The sequence below is a fragment of the Roseburia hominis genome, from assembly GCA_040702975.1.
Classification (GTDB): Bacteria; Bacillota; Clostridia; order Lachnospirales; family Lachnospiraceae; genus Allocoprococcus; species Allocoprococcus hominis_A.
The window spans coordinates 1,012,027-1,033,211 of the sequence record CP159990.1 but is presented as its reverse complement, the minus strand read 5'-3'; the positions used below and the strand labels follow the sequence as shown (position 1 = coordinate 1,033,211).

Sequence of the window (21,185 nt, the reverse complement as noted above, 5' to 3'; positions counted from 1 at the left end):
TAATAAGCACAATATCACTTTTATTTTACACAGGTAAACAACGCAAAAATCCAAGGGAGAATAGATATATGAAGCCTCATAACCATTTACCAATTACAGAATATGCCGCTTTTGACAAACCCACCGGCGAGATTGCGGGCTTTCCGGTCCGTCCCGGACTATTTGGGATCAGCGGGGCCATGCCGCTCCAAAACGGAGTGAATTTTACCATCGCCACCCACAACGGCACCTCCTGTGAGCTGCTTTTATTTCACACCGGAGAGGAAGAACCCTACGCCGTACTTCCATTTCCCGAGGAATTTAAGATCGGAGACGTCTACTCCATGATCGTCTTTAATCTGGATATCCGGGAATTTGAATACGCTTACCGGATAGACGGTCCTTATCACCCGGAGAAAGGGCTTTTATTCAACCGCAACAACATTTTGCTCGACCCCTATGCGAAAGCTCTGAGTGACCAGCATATCTGGGGAAAACGTAATCAAAAAGCCTACCATGCGCGGGTCGTGAACGATGTGTTCGACTGGGGTGATATGCCGCAGTCCACACGGGAGCTTGCGGATCTGGTGATCTATGAACTGCATGTCAGAGGTTTTACCCGGCACTCTACCTCCAACGTGGCGTATCCCGGCACCTTCGCCGGATTGATGGAGAAAATCCCTTATTTAAAGGAACTCGGGATCAATGCTGTTGAACTGATGCCGATTTTTGAGTTCGACGAGACCATGAATGCGAGGGAGGTGGATGGAAAGACTCTGCTGGAATACTGGGGCTATAATTCTGTCTGTTTCTTTGCTCCCAATACCAGCTATTCGTCCTCGCCGGAGCATAATCACGAGGGTACGGAACTGAAAAAACTGATCAAAGCCCTGCATTCCAACGGAATAGAGGTCATTCTGGACGTTGTATTCAATCATACTGCCGAAGGAAATGAGCTCGGCCCCTCTTTTAGCTTTAAGGGGCTGGACAATAATATTTACTATATGCTGACGCCCGATGGAAACTACTATAATTTCAGCGGCTGCGGAAATACCCTGAATTGCAATCACCCTGTGGTGAGGCAGATGATTCTGGAGTGCCTGCGCTACTGGACGGTCAATTACCGGATCGACGGATTCCGCTTCGATCTGGCCAGTATCCTGGGGCGTAACCAGGACGGATCCCCCAGCAATAATCCGCCGCTTTTACAGGCGCTTGCCTATGACCCGCTGCTCAGCAACGTAAAGCTGATCGCAGAGGCCTGGGACGCCGGTGGGCTGTATCAGGTAGGACGTTTTCCCGCACATCTGCGCTGGGCGGAATGGAACGGAAGATACCGTGATGCCATCAGAGGCTACCTGAAAGGGGATAACTGGAATGCCATTGACGCCGCATGGTGCGTAGCCGGTTCCGGAGATCTGTACGGCGGGTATACTTCTGAGCATAACAACAATTATGCAGGCTACAATTCCTGCGTCAATTTCCTGACCTGCCATGATGGATTTACGCTATACGATCTTTATTCTTACAATGAAAAGCATAACGAGATCAATGGCTGGAATAACACTGATGGTGCAAATGATAACCGTAGTTGGAACTGTGGCGCCGAGGGCGAGACCAACGATCCTGAGGTGCTAAAGCTGCGCTACCGCATGATCCGCAACGCCTGTGCCGTGCTTCTCTCCAGCCGCGGAACTCCTATGTTCCTGGCGGGCGACGAATTCGGAAACACGCAGTTCGGAAACAATAACTCTTACTGTCAGGACAATGAAATTTCCTGGCTGGATTGGAGTCTGCTGGAAAAGAACCGCAGCCTCTTTGAATTTTTCAAATTCATGATAAACTATCGTTTCCGTCACCCCATCATCAGCCGGAAGCTGCCCGATGCGATCTGCGGTATGGACGCCATTCACGCCCACAGCGCAGACGGCCGCCGCACCAATATCGACCGGGATACCCGGTTCTTCGCAAGCAGCTTCGCGGGATATGACAGGAAGAAGGGGAAAGATGATATTGTCTATGTCGCCATCAATTCCTACTGGGAAGACGTACCTATTACCCTCCCGGAAGCACGTGGTTATTTCTGGTTTCTAAGTGTGAATACCTACGGCGATGGACAGGGGCGTTACTGCTACCCGGAGAATGAAGAGATCCGCATCGACGGCAGCTTCGTCATGCGCCCACGGTCTGTGGCGATTTTTACGGCAAGACAGATGTAAAAAAATATATGCCCTGTACACGAGTGGTTTGCATTTTTCAGTGAAAAGCAGAACGCTTTTCCCGGATACTGAGGCAAAGAACTAACCGACGTTCACTTAGATATGCTTGGAAATAAAACAACGGCAGTATGGATTTGAATCTCACTTCATCCAACTGCCGTTTCTATTTTCTTTACGTGGTATCCACCTTAATCATTTGGTTTTTTAGCCTATTTGTCAACCATCCCTTATTTTCTCTGTACGCTTCTACTCCCCTATCAGCACTTTCTTACCCTCAAAAGCAAATCCATATTTTCGTATTCTCTCTTTGGGAATGCCTCTTGCAATCAGGGCAGCTTCATATTTTTCTTCCTCAATCTGCAGAAGTGCATTTTTCACCGTATCTGCAAGGGTATTCTCCTCACTCGAATCAAAAACCTTGAACTCAATGATTATTGCGTCGTCTGTCCCAAGCGGCTCCAACATAATATCATATCTTCCAAATCCACTTTCCCTGTTAGAGGTAATCACATACCGGTCTGCCAGTTCTACCATCAACCCCAGTACAAATCCATGATAGAATTTTTCCGGCTCAGACGCCTCTGACGGTTTCTTTCCGGTATCAAAATAGCTGATCGTCGCCAGCGCTACCCGATTCATATACCCGTTCATGGACTTTAAGTCATGCCGCAGCATGGCCCGGATAAAGGCATTATACCCCGAACTTTCCCGTGAAAACCAACGCCGCACCATATTACTAAACATAATACGCACTTCTTTATTCGTGATAGAAAGGCGATACTCTTCTCTTCCCATGGGCTCGTTGATTACATGTTCATCTACTTTCAAATACCCGCTTGCAAGAAGGAAACTCCATATTGCATTCTCATCATCTAACAGCTCCCGGAACACAATCTGCTCGTCAATACCTTTATCCAGACTCCTTCCCTTAAGCAGTTCTTCAAAATCTGTTTTCACATCAGGGCTGCCTTCTCTTATCAGCTTGCTCACCAATGCATTACTGCTGGTATTCGCCCAATAGGCGCCTGTTTTCTGCTTATCCAAATAATTGATTACTGACCATGGATTGTAAATATCCTTCACATCTCCAAATGTAAATCCGTCATACCAGGCTTTGACTTCATCTTTTTTATCCAAAATACCGAATTCCTTCAATGCGGCAAACACTTCATCTTCAGTAAATCCGAAGCTATCTTCATACTTGTCAGAGGTTGTGGTCACCACCTCCAAATTATTCAAGTCTGAAAACACCGATTCTCTGCTGACTCTTGTAACCCCTGTCATCACTGACCGTTCCATATAAGGATTGCTCTTAAACGTGGCATTAAAAAGACTTCGGATACAACCCGTCATCTCTTCCCAATATCCATTCACATAGGCTTCCTGCATAGGCGTATCATACTCATCCAGGAAAATAAGAACCTTCCGGTCATAAGCACGGCACAAATAATTGGACAATTTTTTCAGAGAGGAAGCAAGTACAAAATCCTCCATCTCGGCACACACTTCCAAATACTCTGCCTTCTCACTGTCACTCAGCAAATTTCCCTTCAAAAGGAAGTCAAACTTATGGTATAAGTCTGTGATGATCTGGCAGATATGTTTCCTCGTCTGAACAAAAGAGGTCTCTTTTACACTCGCAAACGAAATAGTGATAACAGGGTAAGTTCCCTGCAACTTACGGTACCTCTCTTCTTTCCAGATATCCAGTCCTTCAAACAAATCCGACCGTCCTGCATACTGTACCGAAAAGAACTGTTCCAGCATACTCATATTCAGAGTCTTTCCAAAACGCCTGGGCCTTGCAATCAGGGTAACACTGTCCGCGTTCTCCCACCATTCCCTGATAAAATGGGTCTTATCTATATAAAACAAATGATTCCTGATCAAGGTCTCAAAATCCTGATGCCCGATTCCTACCGTTCTTGCCATAAGCTCACCTCCCGTTATTTCCTATGAATCTATTATACTTATCCCTCTATTCCAATGCAACCCTCCTGTTACTATTCTGCTCCGTTTCCGGTTCACTATATTTCGTTCCATATACTTGCCACTATACACTTTGTTTTCAGCCCTAACTATTTCATCCACAGTCCTGTCAGCCTCATATCCTCATCGAAAATCAGGGTATACGTGACACTTACATTTTCATAAGATGTATTAAACTGTGCTACCGCGTTTGCCTCGCCCATCTGGTGAACTTCTGCGATATACATATTCCCGAACGCCTGCCGTTCTCCCCATTCGTCTCCAAATAACTGCTTCGCCTCTTTTAGATCATTTCCACTAAAAAATGCTTTCATCTGCTCATCAGAACAGTTTTTAAGCGCTTCATAGTCTTCTTCCTCCACGAATGAGACCACCTGTTCAAGCTGCTGCCGCACTGCTTCCTTATCGAAAATTTTACTTTCCCCGATATCATACGTCTTAGGCAGGACCCAGTAAATACCTATGCCCAGAATCAAAAGGATTCCTACAATTACAGCCGCTATCCTTCCCCACTTTTCTCTCCTGTATTTCCGTTTCTCTTCTATGGAAAAAGTAGCATTGAACTCTTTCGCAATCTCCCCCGGCGCACCCATCTGCGCCAGAACAGCTTCCTCTGTCTCTCCCTGCTCCACCCTTGCCTCCAGCTCCAGTGCCAACTGCCCTATGATTTCTTTCCGTCTATGCCTTGAGCACCGCAATTGTTTCATCAATTTACGTAAATATTTCTTACTCATTTTCCTTCTCCTCCATAATTGCCGAAACACTGCTGCTGATCTCCAGCCACAGCTTCGAAAGCTCGCCCAGCGCATCACGTCCCAGCGCTGTAATTGCATAATACTTTCTGGGGACCCGTTTTCCCTCCGCCTCGCTCCATTTGCTTTCGACCATCTTTTCATCTTCAAGGCGATACAAAATCGGGTACAGTGTTCCCTCCTTCAGCAGAAACCTGCCGTCACTTAAATCCCTTAGTTCCTGTATGATCTGGTAACCATACTTTTCCTCCGACCTAAGGAGTTTTAGCACCAGCATATCCAAAACCCCTTTTTTCATCTGACTTACATATTTATCACTCAGCAGGACCACCAACCCCTTTCCCGAACTACTATAGTGCCTGATCAGTTAAAATGAAAAACCTTCCCCCAATACTCTAAGTTAATCCAGCATATTTCTCCAATTTCTGAATAAATTCCTTCTTCCTCACAGGAGAAATCATCGTCATCTCGTGCCTTCCATTCTTTACATAATCAATCTGCACCCGGTCAAGCGACATCGCCGCCGATGAGAGCGGATTATGCGTTGACTTTATTCCCGTAATATCCTTATAAGGAATCCTCTCCTTTCCATAAATGACGACATCTATCTTAATATGGTCCGCATAAAGTGTATACCTGATAAAAAACATAGGCACGCACATAACAATTATCAGAATTCCAGTGAACAGCGTCACCCACTCTATCCTTCCCTCCTCCATAAATACCTCCAACAAGATTCCAAACGGCAGCAAAAGTGCACTCCCAAGAATCAACCCCAGCCACCAATCGATCTTCGTCCGATAGACCTCACCACTCTCTAGCGCCTCCTGCTGCGCATAGATCTCTCTTAATTCTTTTCTGGTAATCTTCCCCTTCTCACTGTCTACACACTCCGCGTCACCCCTTCGCCGCCTTATGATCAAATAATAAACCACCGGAACACTTATCCCAATTACACAGACCAGCAAGAACCATTTTCCCACTGTTCTCGCCGCCGCTGAACAAAACAAAATATAAGCAAACATCAATTCCATCAAAAAGTCCATCCAAACAATCATCGGATAAACTGCCGAATACTGCTCCTTCTCACTCTCCGAAGTACTCTTAGATTCCGCTCCCGTTTTCAAAAAATACTCCGTAATCTTCATCATTCCCAACAAAAACAGCATCACCACAACCAAAAGAATAAGCGAAGTCTTATCTCCCCAGGAATCTACAGCCCCTTCCCAGTTATAATGCGTAGGTATTCTCTCAGGAATCCTCCTCCAGAAGATTCCTATCAAGGCAATCGTTCCCAAACATACCAAAACCGATCCCCTGCTGACCCACTTCAAGTAACCTCGCTTCTCCTTCATACTCCCGACACCTCCAAAACATCAAATACTTGTCATCAGCAAAACACTTCATATACTTTGTATTACTAAGTATATTGTAAAACATAATTATTATATTTTCAACCATATTTTTAATTCTTGTCACTAATAAACATACTCCAGTTCCAACAACATTTCAGTCAAAAACTCCCATCTTCCTCCCCATCAAGTCTCCCATTTTTATCCTTTGGGAAGTTTCCAATCGTCAGTCTCCTAAAACCCCAAAAAAGAACGCCTCCCTAAAAAAGAAGCGTCCTTTTCATTTTACTCTATATTTTATTCAACCGCCCCAATCCGGGCAATCGCCCTCTTAAGTGCAGCCTCCGCGCGAACCATATCAATCCCTTCCTGCCTTGCAGTAAGCCGATCTTCCGCACGTTTCATTGCAGCCTTGGCACGCGCCACGTCAATATCTCCGGGCCACTGTGCATCCTCTGCCAAAACGGTAATCTTGTCTTTCAGGATCTCAACAAACCCTCCCAAAATCGCCGCTTTTTTGACCTCTCCATCACTATGAATCTTCATTACGCAAGGCTCCAGTATGGTAGTCAGCGGGATATGCTTTGCATACACACCCATCTCACCCTCAGTGCTGGTGAATTCCAGGAATTCCGCCTCGCCATCAAGAAACATCTTATCCGGAGAAATAATACTAAGTTTAAATTTATCTGCCATAGGACGTCCCTCCTATTTCACACGGGCAAGCACGTCATCAATATTACCTGCATTCAGGAAATATCCTTCCGGCACATCATCATGTTTACCTTCCAGAATCTCCTTGAAGCCCTGAATCGTCTCGCTGATGGGTACATAACGTCCCTCCAGACCGGTGAACTGCGTCGCAACGTGGAACGGCTGAGACAGGAATCTCTGTACCTTTCTGGCACGGGATACTACCAGCTTATCCTCCTCGGAAAGCTCATCCATACCAAGAATTGCGATGATATCCTGCAGTTCTTTGTATTTCTGAAGAATCTCCTGTACACCTCTGGCAACATTATAGTGATCCTCTCCCACAATGTGCGGATCCAGAATACGGGAAGTAGACTCCAGCGGGTCTACTGCCGGGTAAATACCAAGCTCTGTGATCGCACGTGAAAGTACGGTAGTCGCATCCAGATGGGCGAATGTAGTAGCCGGAGCCGGGTCGGTCAAGTCGTCAGCCGGCACGTATACAGCCTGTACGGATGTGATAGAACCGTTCTTTGTTGAAGTAATACGCTCCTGAAGAGCCCCCATCTCCGTCTGCAGTGTCGGCTGATAACCTACGGCTGAAGGCATACGTCCCAGAAGAGCGGACACCTCAGAACCTGCCTGCGTAAAACGGAAAATGTTGTCGATGAAAAGAAGTACGTCCTTTCCACCCTTATCACGAAAATACTCTGCCAATGTCAGTCCGGCAAGTCCAACTCTCATACGAGCCCCAGGCGGTTCGTTCATCTGACCGAATACCATGGCTGTCTTCTTGATAACTCCCGACTCTGTCATCTCATAATACAAATCGTTACCCTCACGGGTACGCTCACCTACACCGGTAAATACGGAATATCCACCGTGCTCGGTAGCGATATTGGTAATCAGCTCCTGAATAAGAACCGTCTTACCTACACCGGCACCGCCGAACAGACCAATCTTACCACCCTTCTGATACGGGCAGAGAAGGTCTACGACCTTGATACCAGTCTCAAGCATCTCTGTCTCTGTTGCCTGTTCCTCAAAGCTGGGGGCTTTTCTGTGAATCGGAGCATACTCTACACCTGTCGGTGCAGGTTTCTCATCAATCGGCTCTCCCAGCACATTAAAGATACGGCCAAGTGTTGCCTCGCCAACCGGAACCGAGATCGGCGCGCCTGTTGCAACGGCATCCATGCCGCGCACAAGGCCGTCTGTTGGTCCCATGGCAATACATCTGACTGTATCATCACCCAGGTGCTGAGCCACCTCTACCACAAGCCGTCCGCCGTCTTTTCTTATAATCTCAACGGCTTCGTTAATCTCCGGCAAATTGCCTTCTACGAACTTGAGGTCAAGTACGGCACCGATTACCTGGGTAATCTTTCCTATATTCTTATTTGCCATTTTTTCCTCCTTGCTCACGGGAGCATTGATCCTAACCGATTGCCTCCGCACCGGCAATGATCTCTGTCAGCTCCTGAGTAATCGCACCCTGACGTGCTCTGTTATACATGAGTTCCAAATCATCTATCATTTCTTCCGCGTTGCTTGTAGCAGAATCCATCGCCTGCATACGGGCTCCGTTTTCACTCGCAACCGCTTCCATAAAGGCGCCATATAAAATACTGCTGACGTATTTGGGAACCAGAAGTGCGATTGCCTCCTCCTCTTCGGGCTCGAAGTTCATTGGAGTAATCTTATCAGCAGCATCTGCTGCCTGCTCTTCTCTTCCCTCCTCCGGCATCTCGGCCGGAAGAACCTTCATCAGTTTCGGAATATGGCTCACCGTGTTCTTAAAGAATGTATACGCCAGATAGATCTCTCCGACCTCGCCCTTTGCGAAATCATCTAAAAGTCTGGTCGCAATTACCTTGGCGTCATCATAGGTCGGCTCATCGATCACATCAGAATAGTCTGCAACGATCTCATAGCCCCTGTGCTGAAGGAACTCCAGTCCCTTGCCGCCCACTGCGTAAATACGCACATCTTCTTTCTTTAAGTCGCTTCCGGTAACCAGCTTTGCAATATTCGAGTTATAGCCCCCTGCCAGACCTCTGTTGGAGGTAACTACCACAACTGCCTTCTTCGGGCAGTCGCTTCCCTTCACATAAGGATGGTTCACATTCCCCGCCTTTGCGAGCAGAGAAATCATGGTGCTGTACATACACTCGAAATACGCCTTAGAATCCTCGGCACGGCTTCTTGCTTTCTGCAGCTTTACGGTAGAAACAAGTTTCATGGCTTTGGTAATCTGCTGCGTGCTCTGGATACTGTTCCGGCGCCGCTTGATATCTCTCATAGATGCCATGATCTGTCACCTCTTCCTAGAATTCTTCTTTGTATTCGCCGATTGCCTTTACAAGTAATGCTTCCTTCTCTTCGCTGAGTACCTTATCATTCTTGATAGACTCCGGAATCTCAGGATATTTAGTCTTAATAAACTCAAACAGTCCCTTCTCGAACCGCAGGATATCCGCAACCGGAATATCCAGAAGCAGCTTCTTAACTGCCGCATAGATAATGATGATCTGATACTCTACCGGCATGGGTTCGTACTGCGGCTGTTTCAGAATCTCACGAACACGCTCGCCCTGTGCCAGACGCTCTGTGGTCTCTGCATCAAGCTCGGAACCGAACTGTGCGAAAGAAGCCAGCTCACGGTACTGTGCAAGGTCGATACGGATCGTACCTGCAATCTTCTTCATAGCTTTGATCTGCGCGGAGCCACCTACACGGGATACGGAAAGACCCGCATTGATAGCCGGACGGAATCCGGAGTTGAACATCTCGGTTTCCAGATAAATCTGACCATCTGTAATGGAAATAACATTGGTCGGAATATACGCAGATACGTCGCCTGCCTGTGTCTCAATAATCGGAAGCGCAGTAAGAGAACCTCCGCCTAATTTATCGGAAAGTCTTGCCGCTCTCTCAAGAAGTCTTGAGTGCAGGTAGAATACGTCGCCCGGATAAGCCTCACGCCCTGGCGGACGACGAAGCAGCAGGGAAAGTGTACGATATGCGGTAGCATGTTTGGACAAGTCGTCATAAATGATCAGGACGTCATCTCCATTTTCCATCCACTCTTCACCCATCGCGCATCCTGAGTACGGTGCGATATACTGGAGGGGTGCAAGCTCACTGGCTGCAGCAACTACTATGGTAGTGTAATCCATAGCGCCATAACTCTCCAGAGTCTTTACGATATTTGCCACGGTAGACGCTTTCTGTCCGATGGCAACATAAATACATTTTACATTCTGCCCCTTCTGATTGATAATGGTATCGATCGCAATGGCAGTTTTACCGGTCTGTCTGTCACCGATAATAAGCTCACGCTGTCCACGTCCGATCGGAATCATGGAGTCGATCGCCTTGATACCAGTCTGAAGAGGGGTATCTACGGATTTACGTGTGATAACGCCAGGCGCCACACGCTCAATCTGACGGTATCTGTCCGTCTGAACCGGGCCTTTGCCATCGATCGGCTGTCCCAGCGCATTTACAACACGGCCAAGCAAACAGTCTCCGACCGGAACCTCAACTACTCGTCCCGTAGTCTTTACTGTATCGCCTTCGTTGATATTCTTATGATCACCAAGAAGAACCGCACCTACGTTGTCTTCCTCAAGGTTCAGCACCATGCCGTACACCTCTGACGGAAATTCAAGCAGCTCTCCCTGCATAGCATTTTCAAGGCCGTGGACACGCGCGATTCCATCCGCTACCTGAATAACGGTTCCCACGTCGGAGACATTCATCTCAGACGCATATTTCTGAATTTGTTCCTTGATTACTGAACTAATCTCTTCTGGTCTTAAATTCATGGAGCGAATCCACCTTCTTTCTTTATAATATTAAACGCTAGACCTGAATCTTCCTCAGGCCCTTTGACAGTTCGTACAGCTTCGTCCGGATACTGGAATCCAGGACCCTGTCCCCAATACGGATGACCATACCGCCAATTAGAGATGAATCTACTCCATAGTTCATCTCAAACGACTCATAACGGGTGGTCTCCAAAAGCCGCGCAACTATCGCTTTTTTCTGAACGTCCGTCAGCTCTACGGCTGTCGTAACGCTTGCAATTCCTATCTTCTTTTCTTCTTTTACCAGACCGATAAAATACTCTAATACACTTTCAATACTGCTGTAACGCCCTTTGACGATCATCAGTTTCATCAGCTCCACGATCTCATTTGAGATTCTGCCGCCAAAAACAGTCTCGATGACGCTCTCTTTCTCCTCACGTATGACTTTCGGATTGTCCAGCATCTTCTGAAGCCCCTGATTCTCTTCCAAAATCTTCAGAAGTGCCTTTGCCTCCTCATACATATCGTCCATACGTCCGGCTTCACGAGCAGCTTCGTACAGGGCGTCGCCGTATACCTTTGATACTAACTTAGCCATGTCTGCTCACCCATTTCTTTTAATGTCTCGTCAATCAGACTATCCTGTATACTGGTGTCGATAGAGGCTGAGACAACCTTTCCGGCCATCAATGATGCGATGGAAATCATCTCCTGTTTCATATCATCCAGAGCACGTTTCTTCTCCAGTTCAATCTCAGAGTTCGCGCGGGCAATAATGCGTGCCGCCTCTTCCTTGGCCTCAGCGATGATCTGCGCCTCATTCTTCATTGCTTTCTTGCGGGCTTCACTTAAGATTTCCTGAGCTTCTTTATCAATCTCTTTTAATTTCTGCTCATATTCTTCTTTATAGGTGATGGCTTCTTCTTTCTCACGCTTTGCTGTTTCCTGCTCATCAGCGATCCGCTGACGACGGTCTTCCAGCATCTTTCTCACCGGCTCGAACAGCAGATAAGAAAGGAATGTGAACATGACGAACATACTGACAGCCATAACACATGCGTCAAACAGAAGCTGCGCATCCAAATTAAATAAACGCTCCAAGTCCTTGCCTCCTTTCTCTCATTTTTTCAAGGCAAACTGTTCCTCGTTTCCCACCACACTACAACACATGATTTCTCAGCAGGTTCTGTGGAACAGTTCCGGCAAACCGCCTCTTACTCTTACAGTTTTCCAAGCAGCGGGTTTGCGAATAAGAGAATCAGAGCGATAACCAAGCTGTAAAGACCGGTCGTCTCGGCTACGGCCTGACCTAAAAGCATGGTAGAAGTTACATCAGATCTTGCTCCCGGGTTACGTCCAACTGCTGATGCACCATGACCTGCAGCGATACCCTGACCAACACCAGGACCGATACCTGCGATCATCGCAAGTCCTGCTCCAATTGCTGAACACGCTAAAACTAAAGCTTCATTAGAAATGTTTCCCATAATTAATTCCTCCTGTTTCTAATTTTCAATCTTCCTATTCAATTTTCATTTGCTATGCTTCCGGCATCTTATCATTGATATATACCATCGTCAGCATACAGAACACATACGCCTGGATACAACCTGAGAACAGGTCGAAGTATATGTGCAGAAATCCGGGCCACGCCCATGCGACCTTGTACAGAAGACCATACAGAAGTCCCATGATAACTGTACCGGAAAGTACATTACCAAACAAACGCAGCGAGATTGAAAATGGTGCTGCGATCTCACCGATCAGGTTGATCGGAAACAAGAATGGTAATGGTTTGAACAAGCCTGTAAATGCTTCTATCTTGTTGTACCTGATGTTGTTGAACTGAATCAAGACAAACGTAATAAGACCAAGCGGCAGGGTCACGCCATAGTCCGCTGTGGGCGGACGAAGTCCCAAAAGACCCGATATATTGGCTATGATCAGAAACATAAACAATGCCCCGATGTAATTCCGGAAACGAATCCCGTTCTTCCCCATGCTTCCTTTGACCATGTTGTCCAGCATTTCCACGATCAGCTCGGCAACATTCTGAAGCGCCCCGGGCTTCCCTTCCGCATTACTTAGCTTAGACCGGACAACCAGCGCAAATATCAGCAGCAGCAGACCAACGATCAAGATGCTGACATGGGTGGTGGTTAGCCATAACTCTTGTCCAAACAAGTGAAACTTAACGAGACCGTGAATTTGAAAATCCGGCTCTTTCGCCGCCAGTATCCCTAAGCTATTTACCACATCTCCACCTCCTTTACTTAGATTTTTTAACCTTCTCAAAAACTTTGTGCATCACCGGCTGAAGATAGGCCGATGCTTTTAATCCCATAACTCCTACAAGTAACGTCACCACATTGGCGAGTTTAAAATAGGAGACCGTCATAAATATAACGACCACCGATATATAACGCACCGCATACGACTTCTGCATATACTTCTGCGCACCCTTTTCTCCCATCAGCAACGCTTCATCCAGAGAGTTCTTCATGTGAACTGCCATCCCGATTCCTGCCGCGACTCCGATCCAGAGCCCCGAAGCCATCCTCAGATGATCTCCCGGTATGAAAAGGCAAATAATCTGCGCAACAATTCCATATAGAATCATAATGATGATCATATCCTTGAGCACTGTATTATCTGTCTTTCCCATCCTTTTTATCCATCCTTCCGCCTGTCTGCTGCTCTCTCTTGTCTTCCGGATCTTCATTGGCATGCCTTGCGAGTGCATACGCGTTGCGTACACCGGCAAGAACGCCCATGATGATAAGTGGGATAAAGACCGGAAAAGAGACCCTCTCCTCCAGCCAACTTCCGAGAATAGTACACAATAAAACGGGAGCCAGTATACTGATACCTAATTGTGATATTAATGCAAAACTGCGAAATACACTTCTCTTATATCCCATGACTGTTCCCCGTTTCATAAAAATTCTCTAGCCTATATTATATCCATTTTATAGCAGTATGTCTAGTAAATTCCTCTTATCCTCAAATTATTTTATATATTTTTTAGAATGACACCTCTTAGAACGCCTGATTTTACGTGATTTATAAAAAGGATAGACCACACTCTACTCCTGCCACTTTAAGCGATGCAGATGCCCTTCCGTATTCATGCCTGCAAATCCATTCTGCCGGAGGGCCTCATAAAGTACAATTGCCACAGAATTTGCCAGGTTCAGAGACCGGATCTCTCCTGCCATAGGTATTCTTAGCGTATTTTCCTTATTACGGATCAGAATTTCTTCCGGAATTCCCGCGCTCTCTTTCCCAAACATAATATAGCAGTCCGGTTCATATCTGACATCCGTATAGAGATTCGGGGACTTTGTGGTCGCCATATAGATCTTTGCTCCCGGATTCTTCTCAAGAAAATCCTCATAATCAATGTAAGTGGTCACATCCAGGTCCTGCCAATAATCCATTCCGGCACGTTTTAAATTCTTCTCATTCAATCGGAACCCCAAAGGCTCGATCAAATGCAGTCTGGTGTCCGTAGCAACGCAGGTTCTTCCGATATTTCCCGTATTTGACGGAATCTCCGGCTCTAATAATACAATGTTTAACATACTACCCTGTCCTTTCATTTTTTAGATGCCAACTCCTCCAATAGGAGCCTTCGCCGGCCTGGTCTCAGTGCTTTCAACCGGCAATGTAAAGAAATGCCTGTCAGCAACCACCAACAGGCATTTATAGCTTATTTGAATTTCTTCTCTTCCCTGAGCTTATTGATGAAATGCTCCAGACGCCCCAGCGCCTCTTTCAGATCCTCCAAAGAGTACGCGTAGGATACCCGCAGGAATCCTTCTCCGCATGCCCCGAATGCAGATCCCGGAACGACCGCCACCTTCTCTTCAAACAAGAAGCGGTTCGCGAATTCTTCTGATGTCATGCCGAATTCTTTGATGCACGGGAAAATGTAGAATGCACCGTAAGGCTCAAAACATGTTAGGCCCATACGCTTAAATTCGTGGACCAGATAACGTCTTCTCTGGTTATATGCTTCCCGCATCTTCTTCACTTCACCCATGCAGTTGCGCAGACCCTCTATCGCAGCATACTGGCTGTTCGTCGGCGCGCACATGATCGCATATTGATGCACTTTTGTCATCTGCTCTATGATCTCAGCCGGGCCGCAGGCATATCCAAGTCTCCAGCCTGTCATGGCAAATGCCTTGGAAAATCCATTGACAAGGATCGTTCTCTCCTTCATTCCCGGGAAGCTTGCGATAGATACATGATCGCCCATGTAGCTAAGTTCCGAGTAAATCTCATCAGAAAGAACATAGAGGTCATGCTTTATCACCAGATCCACGATCGGTTCCAAATCCTCCCTGGTCATGATTGCACCGGTAGGGTTGTTCGGGAACGGCATCACCAAAATCTTGCTTTTCGGCGTGATTGCAGCCTCCAGCTCCTCTGCTGTCAGCTTAAAATCATTTTCCTGCTTCATATCGATCACGACCGGAACTCCGTCCGCCATCACGGCACACGGCAGATAGGAAACGAAACTCGGCTGCGGAATCAGCACCTCATCGCCCGGATCGATCATCGCCCGGAACATGGCGTCAATGGCTTCGCTTCCCCCTACGGTAATAAGCACTTCATGCGCCGGATCGTACTGCACGTTAATGTGATTCTTTAAATATTTTGAGATTTCGATTTTTAATTCCTGAAGTCCGGAATTCGCTGTATAAAAAGTCCTTCCTCTCTCCAGAGAATAGATTCCTTCCTCACGGATTCTCCATGGCGTATCGAAGTCCGGCTCGCCTACGCCCAGGGAAATAGCATCCTTCATCTCATTTGCCACGTCGAAAAATTTACGGATACCGGAAGGCTCCAACTGTACAATTTTCTTTGATAACGGATTTCTCATTACGGCGTCACCAACATCCTTTCTGCCTTTTTCTGCGGTACCATTATTGTTCCATGATCTTTATATTTTTTAAGAATAAAATGGGTCGCCGTGGACAAAATCGAATCAATCGGCGACAGCTTCTCAGATACGAACTGAGATACCCCCTTCAAAGTATAGCCCTCCAAAATGACCATAAAGTCATAGGCCCCGGAAATCAGATATACGCTGGTCACCTCCGGGAAATTGAAAATTCTCTCAGCAATCTTATCGAAACCGTTATCTCTCTGTGGAGTAACACGCACCTCAATAAGCGCCGTGATCATATCAGATCCTGCCTTATCCCAATCGATCAATGTATGATATCCACATATGATCTTCTCTTTCTCCATCTCAGCAATCTCGTTAGCAATCGTCACCTCATCCGTGCCCATCATGATAGCCAGATCACTCAAATTCGCCTTGCTATTCCTTTCAATGTAATTCAAAATAGCACGTCTTGTTTCTTTATTCTCCATCTCTATACCTCCAAATTATGCAAAAATCTTTGTTAGTTCATCCGGGGCCGGTCTGTCCAGATACCGAAGCTCACTGCCGCTTCGCACCGTTCTCTCCCGTCCCCTCGTTGTATATCCAATCACCGCCGCAGCGGTACCTTCCCGTTTCAGCGCATCTGCCATCTCTTCCCCTTTTTGCGTCACCACAAGGATACTTCCCGTACTGGTAAGCTGATAAGGGTTGAGGTGAAACTGTTCACACACTTCGATCGTCTCCTGACGGATCGGTATCTTCCGTAAATCTACTGAAAGGCCGATTCCGGCGCTTTCCGCCAGATTCCAGAGTGCCGCCAGCACTCCGCCATCTGTGATCTGATGCATGGCAGATACGCCTGTGGCCGCAGCAGCCTTCATTTCCCGGATAGAAAACAACTCCGCCATGTAAGATTCCAGCTTATTCAAAAATGCGCCCGGAAACCTTTCGCTTAATTCCTCTTCCTTCTCTCTCTTGATTCGCAGCGTGCCCTCAAGTCCGGCCCATTTTATCATAACAAGATCCTGCTCCGGCTCTGCATTTCTGCTTAAAATGAGGTCTGTGCGCCTCTCATGCCCTGCACTCTCTTTTCCACTGATCGCGGCACTCTTATCTTTTCCTGCAGATACGGTAGAAATCGTCCCAAGTGCCGTCACCTGCACTACGGTTGTCTGCAAAAGCGGCATCGTCTGGGCATGTGCTTTCATCACTGCAAGCCCTTCCCGTTCTGCTGCCTGCCTTGCCGACTGCATCATGGCCTTCAGCCTGGATTCGTGGGCATAGTCCGTCAAAAGGATCGAGATTGCAAACCCTTTCACCTGCGCTCCTCTGGAAGCGAGATTATTCGCCGCCTGTGCCATGGCAAATACGCACAGATCCTTCTCGTTGCCATAGCAGGTGACATCACTTGCAAGGACGGATTCTCCAGGTCCGCTTATAACTCCCCAACACTCCTCTTCCTGTCCGGGCAGCACCAGAACGGCCTGCGACTCTTTATGCAGTTGTTTGAGAACAGACCGGCGGTATACCGTCTGTGATACATTTCCCAGATTCATATCTGCACTCCTTACTCCTCTGCTTTCTTTTTCATCGTCCTTGCCTGACTGATCGCTTCTTTAATCTGACCCTCATCCTGCGATTTAATCGCATTTCTAACAAGCTCTGACGCCTCCGTATTGTCGGAGGAGGTGCCTACCCTGATCTTGATCTCGGTAGGATTATAGGTGCTGTTGTTGATTACATCGCGGCTGACTTCCTCCCCGTTTTCATAGACCACTTTCCAAAGTCTCGCAGTTCTTCCATTGATCGGAGTCCCCTCGCTTTCCATGTAACCAAGCTCTTTTTCACTGTCCTCGATATATTTCTTTGTGTATTCTTTCTTTTCCAAAGTCTCACTCTCGAATTCTACGGAATGCCCTTTGTCCCGCGTATCCTTTCCATATATATAGAAACGAAGCATATTATTTCCATCTATATAGCCCTCGATCAGAATCGGAGTGTCGTAGTTATTCTTAAACTTAAAATCCTTCACGCCCTCGGCAACTGCGGCGTCGCGGGACGGGTCCACATAGCTTACAATGATCGAATGTGCCGATCTCTCCGTGACCTCCAGCTCTGAATAGAGTACCGCGTTATATAAGGTTGTCGAGACCTGGCAGATCCCCCCGGCAATACTTTGCACGACCTCGCCATTCTCATAGGCGCCGCCATCTACATACCCGTTCTCCTCCGAGTAGGGCATGGTTGCATCCAAAACCGACAGTTCTTCGCCCGGCATCAGAACTCTGCCATTTAAAAGTTCTGCCCCTCTTTTTAGGTTCGTGACACGCTTTCCATATCCGGCCTCCGTCTGATAAGAACCCAATTCCTCCTGAATCGTCTCCAAATCCGATTTCTTGATATGGGGCTCCTCTTCAATCTCCGGGAGTTTCATCTTGATCTCCGTATATTTCCATTTGCCGTTCAGATGCTTTTCTATCTTTTGAATCGCATTTTCGATATCCACACTCTGCCCCGCCGACTCCTCCGTGATCTGAAATCCGGAAGAATCGTGGGTAATGGTCGCATTCACGGCCCGCTTTTCCAGCGGCGTCGTCCTCTCGTCGATCACGGAAGAGGCCGCTTCTTTATCTAAAGAAAATGCGAGTATGATCTGTTTCTTTTCTTTTTTTAATCTGCGTATGGCCTTAAAACGTTCAAGAAGGCTTCCTTCTTTTCCATAGGAAACTGCTTCCTTTACTAACTTATCGACTTCCTTCATGGAAAGTCCAAGCTCACCAAACGTCGCCTCCGCTGTCTGATCCCCCACTTCCATCGTCAGCTTAAGGCTCTTCCACTCTTCCAGTTTCTGTTCCATTGCGCTTTTGGCCTCCCCCGCGTCCATGCCGGACACCTTCACGGGGCCGATGTAAATATTGTCGCAGATTTTCTTCTCATCTACCTTATGTACATACTTATATAATGCCATATAGATCAGCCCGAACACCACCAGAGCAAACGTCAGATAGACACCGCAAAGATAAACGATCCGTCTTCTCTTTCTGTTCTTCCTTTTTCTCCCCTGTGTCTGGGACCTTCTTTTTTGTTTTGGCATGTGTAACTCCCCTTTTTCGATTATAAAATGTATGGAATTACCGTTGTAGCCAGCATTGCAACTACGACTACAAGTATAATGATCGCCGCTATTCTCCTGTTATTCTTTCCATTCAGCATATTACGCTCACCTCAAATCGCATATTTCCTTTCATTTTATACTCTTTGCTCTGTTTTTGCAAGATATAGGATTGAAAAAAGAAAGGAACACCTGCAAGTCTGCAAGCGTTCCCTTCTCCGCCTTTATTTCAGTTCGTCTAAATTCTCCGAAAGTTCAAAAAGAACTTGTACACCCTTTTCATCATCTTCTACGACAATACAGGGAAGTCCAACCCTTCCGGCTTCCTTGATCGGAGCAAATTCCGGTCTTTCGTCACGATATTTAAGAAATTTTTTAAGTGGCAGCATACCTGAAGAAATGTCAAAATAGACAAACTTTATGCCTGCTTCGGAAAGAGCCTCTTTCACTGGTGGGCAGCCCGGTCAATGTACATTTGAAAACATTATCACTTTCTTCATAATTACTATTCCCTTCTAAATGTGTATGCCTGTTTATCCGCTTATATTATTTACCAGCGCTTTTCTGGTATGCTGCAAGATGCTCTGCACTCTTCTCAAGACTGAATTCATGAGTATTTCCTGTGTCAATCAGTGTAGAGAATGTTGAGCACAGCGGTCCTACAAGCTCGTTGTTATAAGCAATATACTCTTCCTCATTAATTGCATAGTATACCGCTTTTCTCAGGTCAAGATTCTCAAACTTATTGCCATCTTTCATATTGAAATCGCAGTATGATGTAGCATGTCTGATATACTTGTATACGGTGTAATCCTTGTTTTCTTCAAGTGTAGCAACATCATTGGTTGCAACGGAATCCAGGATATCAATACCACCTGCACGGAAATCAGAAGTTGCAGAAGTTGCGTCTTTAATGAACTTGATTGCAACATTGCTGATCTTTGCTTCGTGTTCTGTTCCTGCCATGTAGCCCGGGTTCTTCTCAAAGGTTACCTGATAATCGTCATAAGATACCAGCGCATAAGGACCGGACATCCACAGATGATTGTTTCCAGCTTTAATTGCAGCCGGGTCGCCATAACATACATCCTTGGTCGGGTCATAAGTAGCAACATCAAACTTGGAGTTCATTTCTGTTACAGCTTCCTTGTTCAGGATACCTGCTGACTGGTGAGCCAGGTAATAAAGTACCTGCGGGAACGGATTCTCTGTAGAGATCTTAACAACCTGATATACACCGTTTGCATTATCAACCTGTGTCTTATCAGCCGTCAGTGTAGTGATTTCAGACGGAAGATCTTTAGATAAGGTCTCAAATACCGGTTTTCCTGTATCAGCATCGTTAATATTTTTCAGTTCCTCAATATCTGTCACGATAGAAACGTCTGACATATGGTTATGCAGGTTGTAGGTCTTGTGGCTTGCAACACTGTCTTTGTCTGCTGCTCTCTCCAGAGAGAACTCTACGTCCTCTGCGCCAACACGTACATCAGTAGCCACAACATGCTTATTCTCTACTCTTGAGAAATAAACATCATCACGAAGGATAAAATAGAATGCACTATTTCCTTCACCGATTGCAATGTTACGTGAAAGTGAACCTTCCGGTACAATCTGGTCATCCGGCGTCATGTTGACAATACGAACATTAAGGTTAGCAGAAAGCTGGTTGATTGAACCATCATTAGCCTGAATCGGGTCTAAGGAGGTCAATGCGCCCATTGTCTGTGTAAGCATCAATGTTCTCGTAGCATTCTGGGATTCATCAACATAAGAATAGTTCTCCCAGTATGCAGAACGGGACTGCGGGTTGAGAACGGTGCTCTCATCCACAACTGTGTTGTTGATGGCACGGATACCTTTCTGCGCATATAACGGCAGAGAGTAAACGTTCTCTATTATTGCATAATCTTCCAGTTCTTTGTAGGTAGCTGCATACTCAGACGGAGTCTGGGTAGATGCCTTGTCAATCAGCTCATCAACCTTCGGGTCATTGATTCCGCCTGCATTATACTGACCATAAGAAGCATATACGTCCCTTGCAGCATAGTCCGGGTTACCTGTTACAGTCGTCCAGCCTGAAATACAGAGATCCCACTCTCCGGTATCACGGACAGTTACCATACTTGAATAGTCCGGCTGCATGTTGAGTTCAACCTCAAAGCCGGCCTTCGTCAACTGGTCACGTAAGATGTTCATGGTTGATTCATAATAAGAATAACCTAACAATCTTATGGTTTCACCCGTGGTCTCAGTCTTTTTTCCTGAACCACCGCTTGTTTTCTTACCGCATGCAGCCAGTGACAAAACCATTGCCAAAACAAGCACGACAGCAGTAAACTTTTTCATCTTGTTCATCCTTTTTTTCTCCTTT

Annotated in this window: 22 protein-coding genes; 1 reads left to right on the top strand and 21 read right to left on the bottom strand. The window is 46.5% G+C overall.

Translation table 11 applies throughout. The annotated features are described in order from the left end of the window. The first annotated feature begins 68 nt into the window (after positions 1–68). Positions 69–2,198, top strand: coding sequence for an alpha-amylase family glycosyl hydrolase (locus ABXS75_04795; protein XCP86131.1), 2,130 nt, complete (start codon positions 69–71; stop codon positions 2,196–2,198). Between the two features lie 246 nt (positions 2,199–2,444). Here ABXS75_04795 and ABXS75_04790 read toward each other — a convergent pair whose 3' ends face one another. The 21 genes from ABXS75_04790 to ABXS75_04690 all read right to left on the bottom strand — a co-directional run bounded on the left by ABXS75_04790 (position 2,445) and on the right by ABXS75_04690 (position 21,169). Further along, positions 2,445–4,130, bottom strand: coding sequence for an AAA family ATPase (locus ABXS75_04790; GenBank protein XCP86130.1), 1,686 nt, complete (start codon positions 4,128–4,130; stop codon positions 2,445–2,447). Positions 4,131–4,276: 146 nt separating this feature from the next. Then, a complete protein-coding gene (locus tag ABXS75_04785) occupies positions 4,277–4,921 on the bottom strand; it encodes a DUF3887 domain-containing protein (protein XCP86129.1) in 645 nt (214 codons plus the stop codon). Further along, the gene (locus ABXS75_04780; protein ID XCP86128.1) at positions 4,914–5,270 is read right to left on the bottom strand and encodes a helix-turn-helix transcriptional regulator; all 357 of its coding nucleotides are present in this window, start codon (positions 5,268–5,270) and stop codon (positions 4,914–4,916) included. Before ABXS75_04780 ends, ABXS75_04785 begins: the two co-directional genes overlap by 8 nt. Before the next feature lie 64 nt (positions 5,271–5,334). After that, positions 5,335–6,294 carry a PH domain-containing protein gene (locus ABXS75_04775; protein ID XCP86127.1) on the bottom strand — a complete coding sequence of 320 codons (960 nt, stop codon included), beginning with the start codon at positions 6,292–6,294 and terminating at the stop codon, positions 5,335–5,337. Between the two features lie 294 nt (positions 6,295–6,588). Continuing rightward, positions 6,589–6,987 (bottom strand): ATP synthase F1 subunit epsilon, encoded by a 399-nt coding sequence (gene atpC, locus ABXS75_04770; GenBank protein ID XCP86126.1) that lies wholly within the window; start codon positions 6,985–6,987, stop codon positions 6,589–6,591. A gap of 12 nt (positions 6,988–6,999) precedes the next feature. Continuing rightward, the gene (gene atpD / locus ABXS75_04765; protein ID XCP86125.1) at positions 7,000–8,391 is read right to left on the bottom strand and encodes a F0F1 ATP synthase subunit beta; all 1,392 of its coding nucleotides are present in this window, start codon (positions 8,389–8,391) and stop codon (positions 7,000–7,002) included. Positions 8,392–8,422: 31 nt separating this feature from the next. Beyond that, on the bottom strand, positions 8,423–9,295 hold the full coding sequence (gene atpG, locus ABXS75_04760) for an ATP synthase F1 subunit gamma (protein XCP86124.1): 873 nt from the start codon (positions 9,293–9,295) through the stop codon (positions 8,423–8,425). Between the two features lie 16 nt (positions 9,296–9,311). Continuing rightward, complete coding sequence (gene atpA, locus ABXS75_04755) at positions 9,312–10,814, bottom strand: F0F1 ATP synthase subunit alpha (GenBank protein ID XCP86123.1); 1,503 nt, start codon at positions 10,812–10,814, stop codon at positions 9,312–9,314. A gap of 37 nt (positions 10,815–10,851) precedes the next feature. Continuing rightward, complete coding sequence (gene atpH / locus ABXS75_04750) at positions 10,852–11,397, bottom strand: ATP synthase F1 subunit delta (GenBank protein XCP86122.1); 546 nt, start codon at positions 11,395–11,397, stop codon at positions 10,852–10,854. After that, positions 11,385–11,900 carry a F0F1 ATP synthase subunit B gene (gene atpF, locus ABXS75_04745; protein ID XCP86121.1) on the bottom strand — a complete coding sequence of 172 codons (516 nt, stop codon included), beginning with the start codon at positions 11,898–11,900 and terminating at the stop codon, positions 11,385–11,387. Before atpF ends, atpH begins: the two co-directional genes overlap by 13 nt. Positions 11,901–12,019: 119 nt before the next feature. Beyond that, the gene (gene atpE, locus ABXS75_04740; GenBank protein ID XCP86120.1) at positions 12,020–12,286 is read right to left on the bottom strand and encodes an ATP synthase F0 subunit C; all 267 of its coding nucleotides are present in this window, start codon (positions 12,284–12,286) and stop codon (positions 12,020–12,022) included. A 52-nt stretch (positions 12,287–12,338) separates the two neighbouring features. Continuing rightward, a complete protein-coding gene (atpB, locus tag ABXS75_04735) occupies positions 12,339–13,055 on the bottom strand; it encodes a F0F1 ATP synthase subunit A (protein ID XCP86119.1) in 717 nt (238 codons plus the stop codon). Between the two features lie 13 nt (positions 13,056–13,068). Next, complete coding sequence (locus ABXS75_04730) at positions 13,069–13,464, bottom strand: ATP synthase subunit I (GenBank protein ID XCP86118.1); 396 nt, start codon at positions 13,462–13,464, stop codon at positions 13,069–13,071. After that, positions 13,448–13,738: an AtpZ/AtpI family protein gene (locus tag ABXS75_04725; GenBank protein XCP86117.1), complete on the bottom strand. Its 291-nt coding sequence runs from the start codon at positions 13,736–13,738 to the stop codon at positions 13,448–13,450. Before ABXS75_04725 ends, ABXS75_04730 begins: the two co-directional genes overlap by 17 nt. 147 nt (positions 13,739–13,885) lie before the next feature. Further along, complete coding sequence (locus ABXS75_04720) at positions 13,886–14,383, bottom strand: tRNA (cytidine(34)-2'-O)-methyltransferase (GenBank protein ID XCP86116.1); 498 nt, start codon at positions 14,381–14,383, stop codon at positions 13,886–13,888. 128 nt (positions 14,384–14,511) lie between these two features. Next, on the bottom strand, positions 14,512–15,690 hold the full coding sequence (locus tag ABXS75_04715; GenBank protein XCP86115.1) for an aminotransferase class I/II-fold pyridoxal phosphate-dependent enzyme: 1,179 nt from the start codon (positions 15,688–15,690) through the stop codon (positions 14,512–14,514). Continuing rightward, the gene (locus tag ABXS75_04710) at positions 15,690–16,187 is read right to left on the bottom strand and encodes an Lrp/AsnC family transcriptional regulator (protein ID XCP86114.1); all 498 of its coding nucleotides are present in this window, start codon (positions 16,185–16,187) and stop codon (positions 15,690–15,692) included. The genes ABXS75_04715 and ABXS75_04710 overlap by 1 nt, the downstream gene beginning before the upstream one ends. A gap of 15 nt (positions 16,188–16,202) precedes the next feature. Continuing rightward, positions 16,203–17,255 carry an AIR synthase-related protein gene (locus ABXS75_04705; GenBank protein XCP86113.1) on the bottom strand — a complete coding sequence of 351 codons (1,053 nt, stop codon included), beginning with the start codon at positions 17,253–17,255 and terminating at the stop codon, positions 16,203–16,205. Positions 17,256–17,266: 11 nt separating this feature from the next. Continuing rightward, on the bottom strand, positions 17,267–18,793 hold the full coding sequence (locus ABXS75_04700; GenBank protein XCP86112.1) for a VanW family protein: 1,527 nt from the start codon (positions 18,791–18,793) through the stop codon (positions 17,267–17,269). 242 nt (positions 18,794–19,035) lie between these two features. Beyond that, positions 19,036–19,200, bottom strand: coding sequence for a hypothetical protein (locus tag ABXS75_04695; protein ID XCP86111.1), 165 nt, complete (start codon positions 19,198–19,200; stop codon positions 19,036–19,038). A gap of 157 nt (positions 19,201–19,357) precedes the next feature. Beyond that, positions 19,358–21,169 carry an ABC transporter substrate-binding protein gene (locus ABXS75_04690; protein ID XCP86110.1) on the bottom strand — a complete coding sequence of 604 codons (1,812 nt, stop codon included), beginning with the start codon at positions 21,167–21,169 and terminating at the stop codon, positions 19,358–19,360. Positions 21,170–21,185: the final 16 nt, after the last annotated feature.

Bases quoted from the DNA above. Each gene is read 5' to 3' on its own strand.
- ABXS75_04795 (XCP86131.1), top strand. From the start codon at position 69: ATGAAGCCTCATAACCATTTACCAATTACAGAATATGCCGCTTTTGAC.
- ABXS75_04790 (XCP86130.1), bottom strand. From the start codon at position 4,130: ATGGCAAGAACGGTAGGAATCGGGCATCAGGATTTTGAGACCTTGATC.
- ABXS75_04785 (XCP86129.1), bottom strand. From the start codon at position 4,921: ATGAGTAAGAAATATTTACGTAAATTGATGAAACAATTGCGGTGCTCA.
- ABXS75_04775 (XCP86127.1), bottom strand. From the start codon at position 6,294: ATGAAGGAGAAGCGAGGTTACTTGAAGTGGGTCAGCAGGGGATCGGTT.
- atpC (XCP86126.1), bottom strand. From the start codon at position 6,987: ATGGCAGATAAATTTAAACTTAGTATTATTTCTCCGGATAAGATGTTT.
- atpD (XCP86125.1), bottom strand. From the start codon at position 8,391: ATGGCAAATAAGAATATAGGAAAGATTACCCAGGTAATCGGTGCCGTA.
- atpG (XCP86124.1), bottom strand. From the start codon at position 9,295: ATGGCATCTATGAGAGATATCAAGCGGCGCCGGAACAGTATCCAGAGC.
- atpA (XCP86123.1), bottom strand. From the start codon at position 10,814: ATGAATTTAAGACCAGAAGAGATTAGTTCAGTAATCAAGGAACAAATT.
- atpH (XCP86122.1), bottom strand. From the start codon at position 11,397: ATGGCTAAGTTAGTATCAAAGGTATACGGCGACGCCCTGTACGAAGCT.
- atpE (XCP86120.1), bottom strand. From the start codon at position 12,286: ATGGGAAACATTTCTAATGAAGCTTTAGTTTTAGCGTGTTCAGCAATT.
- ABXS75_04730 (XCP86118.1), bottom strand. From the start codon at position 13,464: ATGGGAAAGACAGATAATACAGTGCTCAAGGATATGATCATCATTATG.
- ABXS75_04725 (XCP86117.1), bottom strand. From the start codon at position 13,738: ATGAAACGGGGAACAGTCATGGGATATAAGAGAAGTGTATTTCGCAGT.
- ABXS75_04720 (XCP86116.1), bottom strand. From the start codon at position 14,383: ATGTTAAACATTGTATTATTAGAGCCGGAGATTCCGTCAAATACGGGA.
- ABXS75_04715 (XCP86115.1), bottom strand. From the start codon at position 15,690: ATGAGAAATCCGTTATCAAAGAAAATTGTACAGTTGGAGCCTTCCGGT.
- ABXS75_04710 (XCP86114.1), bottom strand. From the start codon at position 16,187: ATGGAGAATAAAGAAACAAGACGTGCTATTTTGAATTACATTGAAAGG.
- ABXS75_04705 (XCP86113.1), bottom strand. From the start codon at position 17,255: ATGAATCTGGGAAATGTATCACAGACGGTATACCGCCGGTCTGTTCTC.
- ABXS75_04700 (XCP86112.1), bottom strand. From the start codon at position 18,793: ATGCCAAAACAAAAAAGAAGGTCCCAGACACAGGGGAGAAAAAGGAAG.
- ABXS75_04695 (XCP86111.1), bottom strand. From the start codon at position 19,200: ATGCTGCCACTTAAAAAATTTCTTAAATATCGTGACGAAAGACCGGAA.
- ABXS75_04690 (XCP86110.1), bottom strand. From the start codon at position 21,169: ATGAACAAGATGAAAAAGTTTACTGCTGTCGTGCTTGTTTTGGCAATG.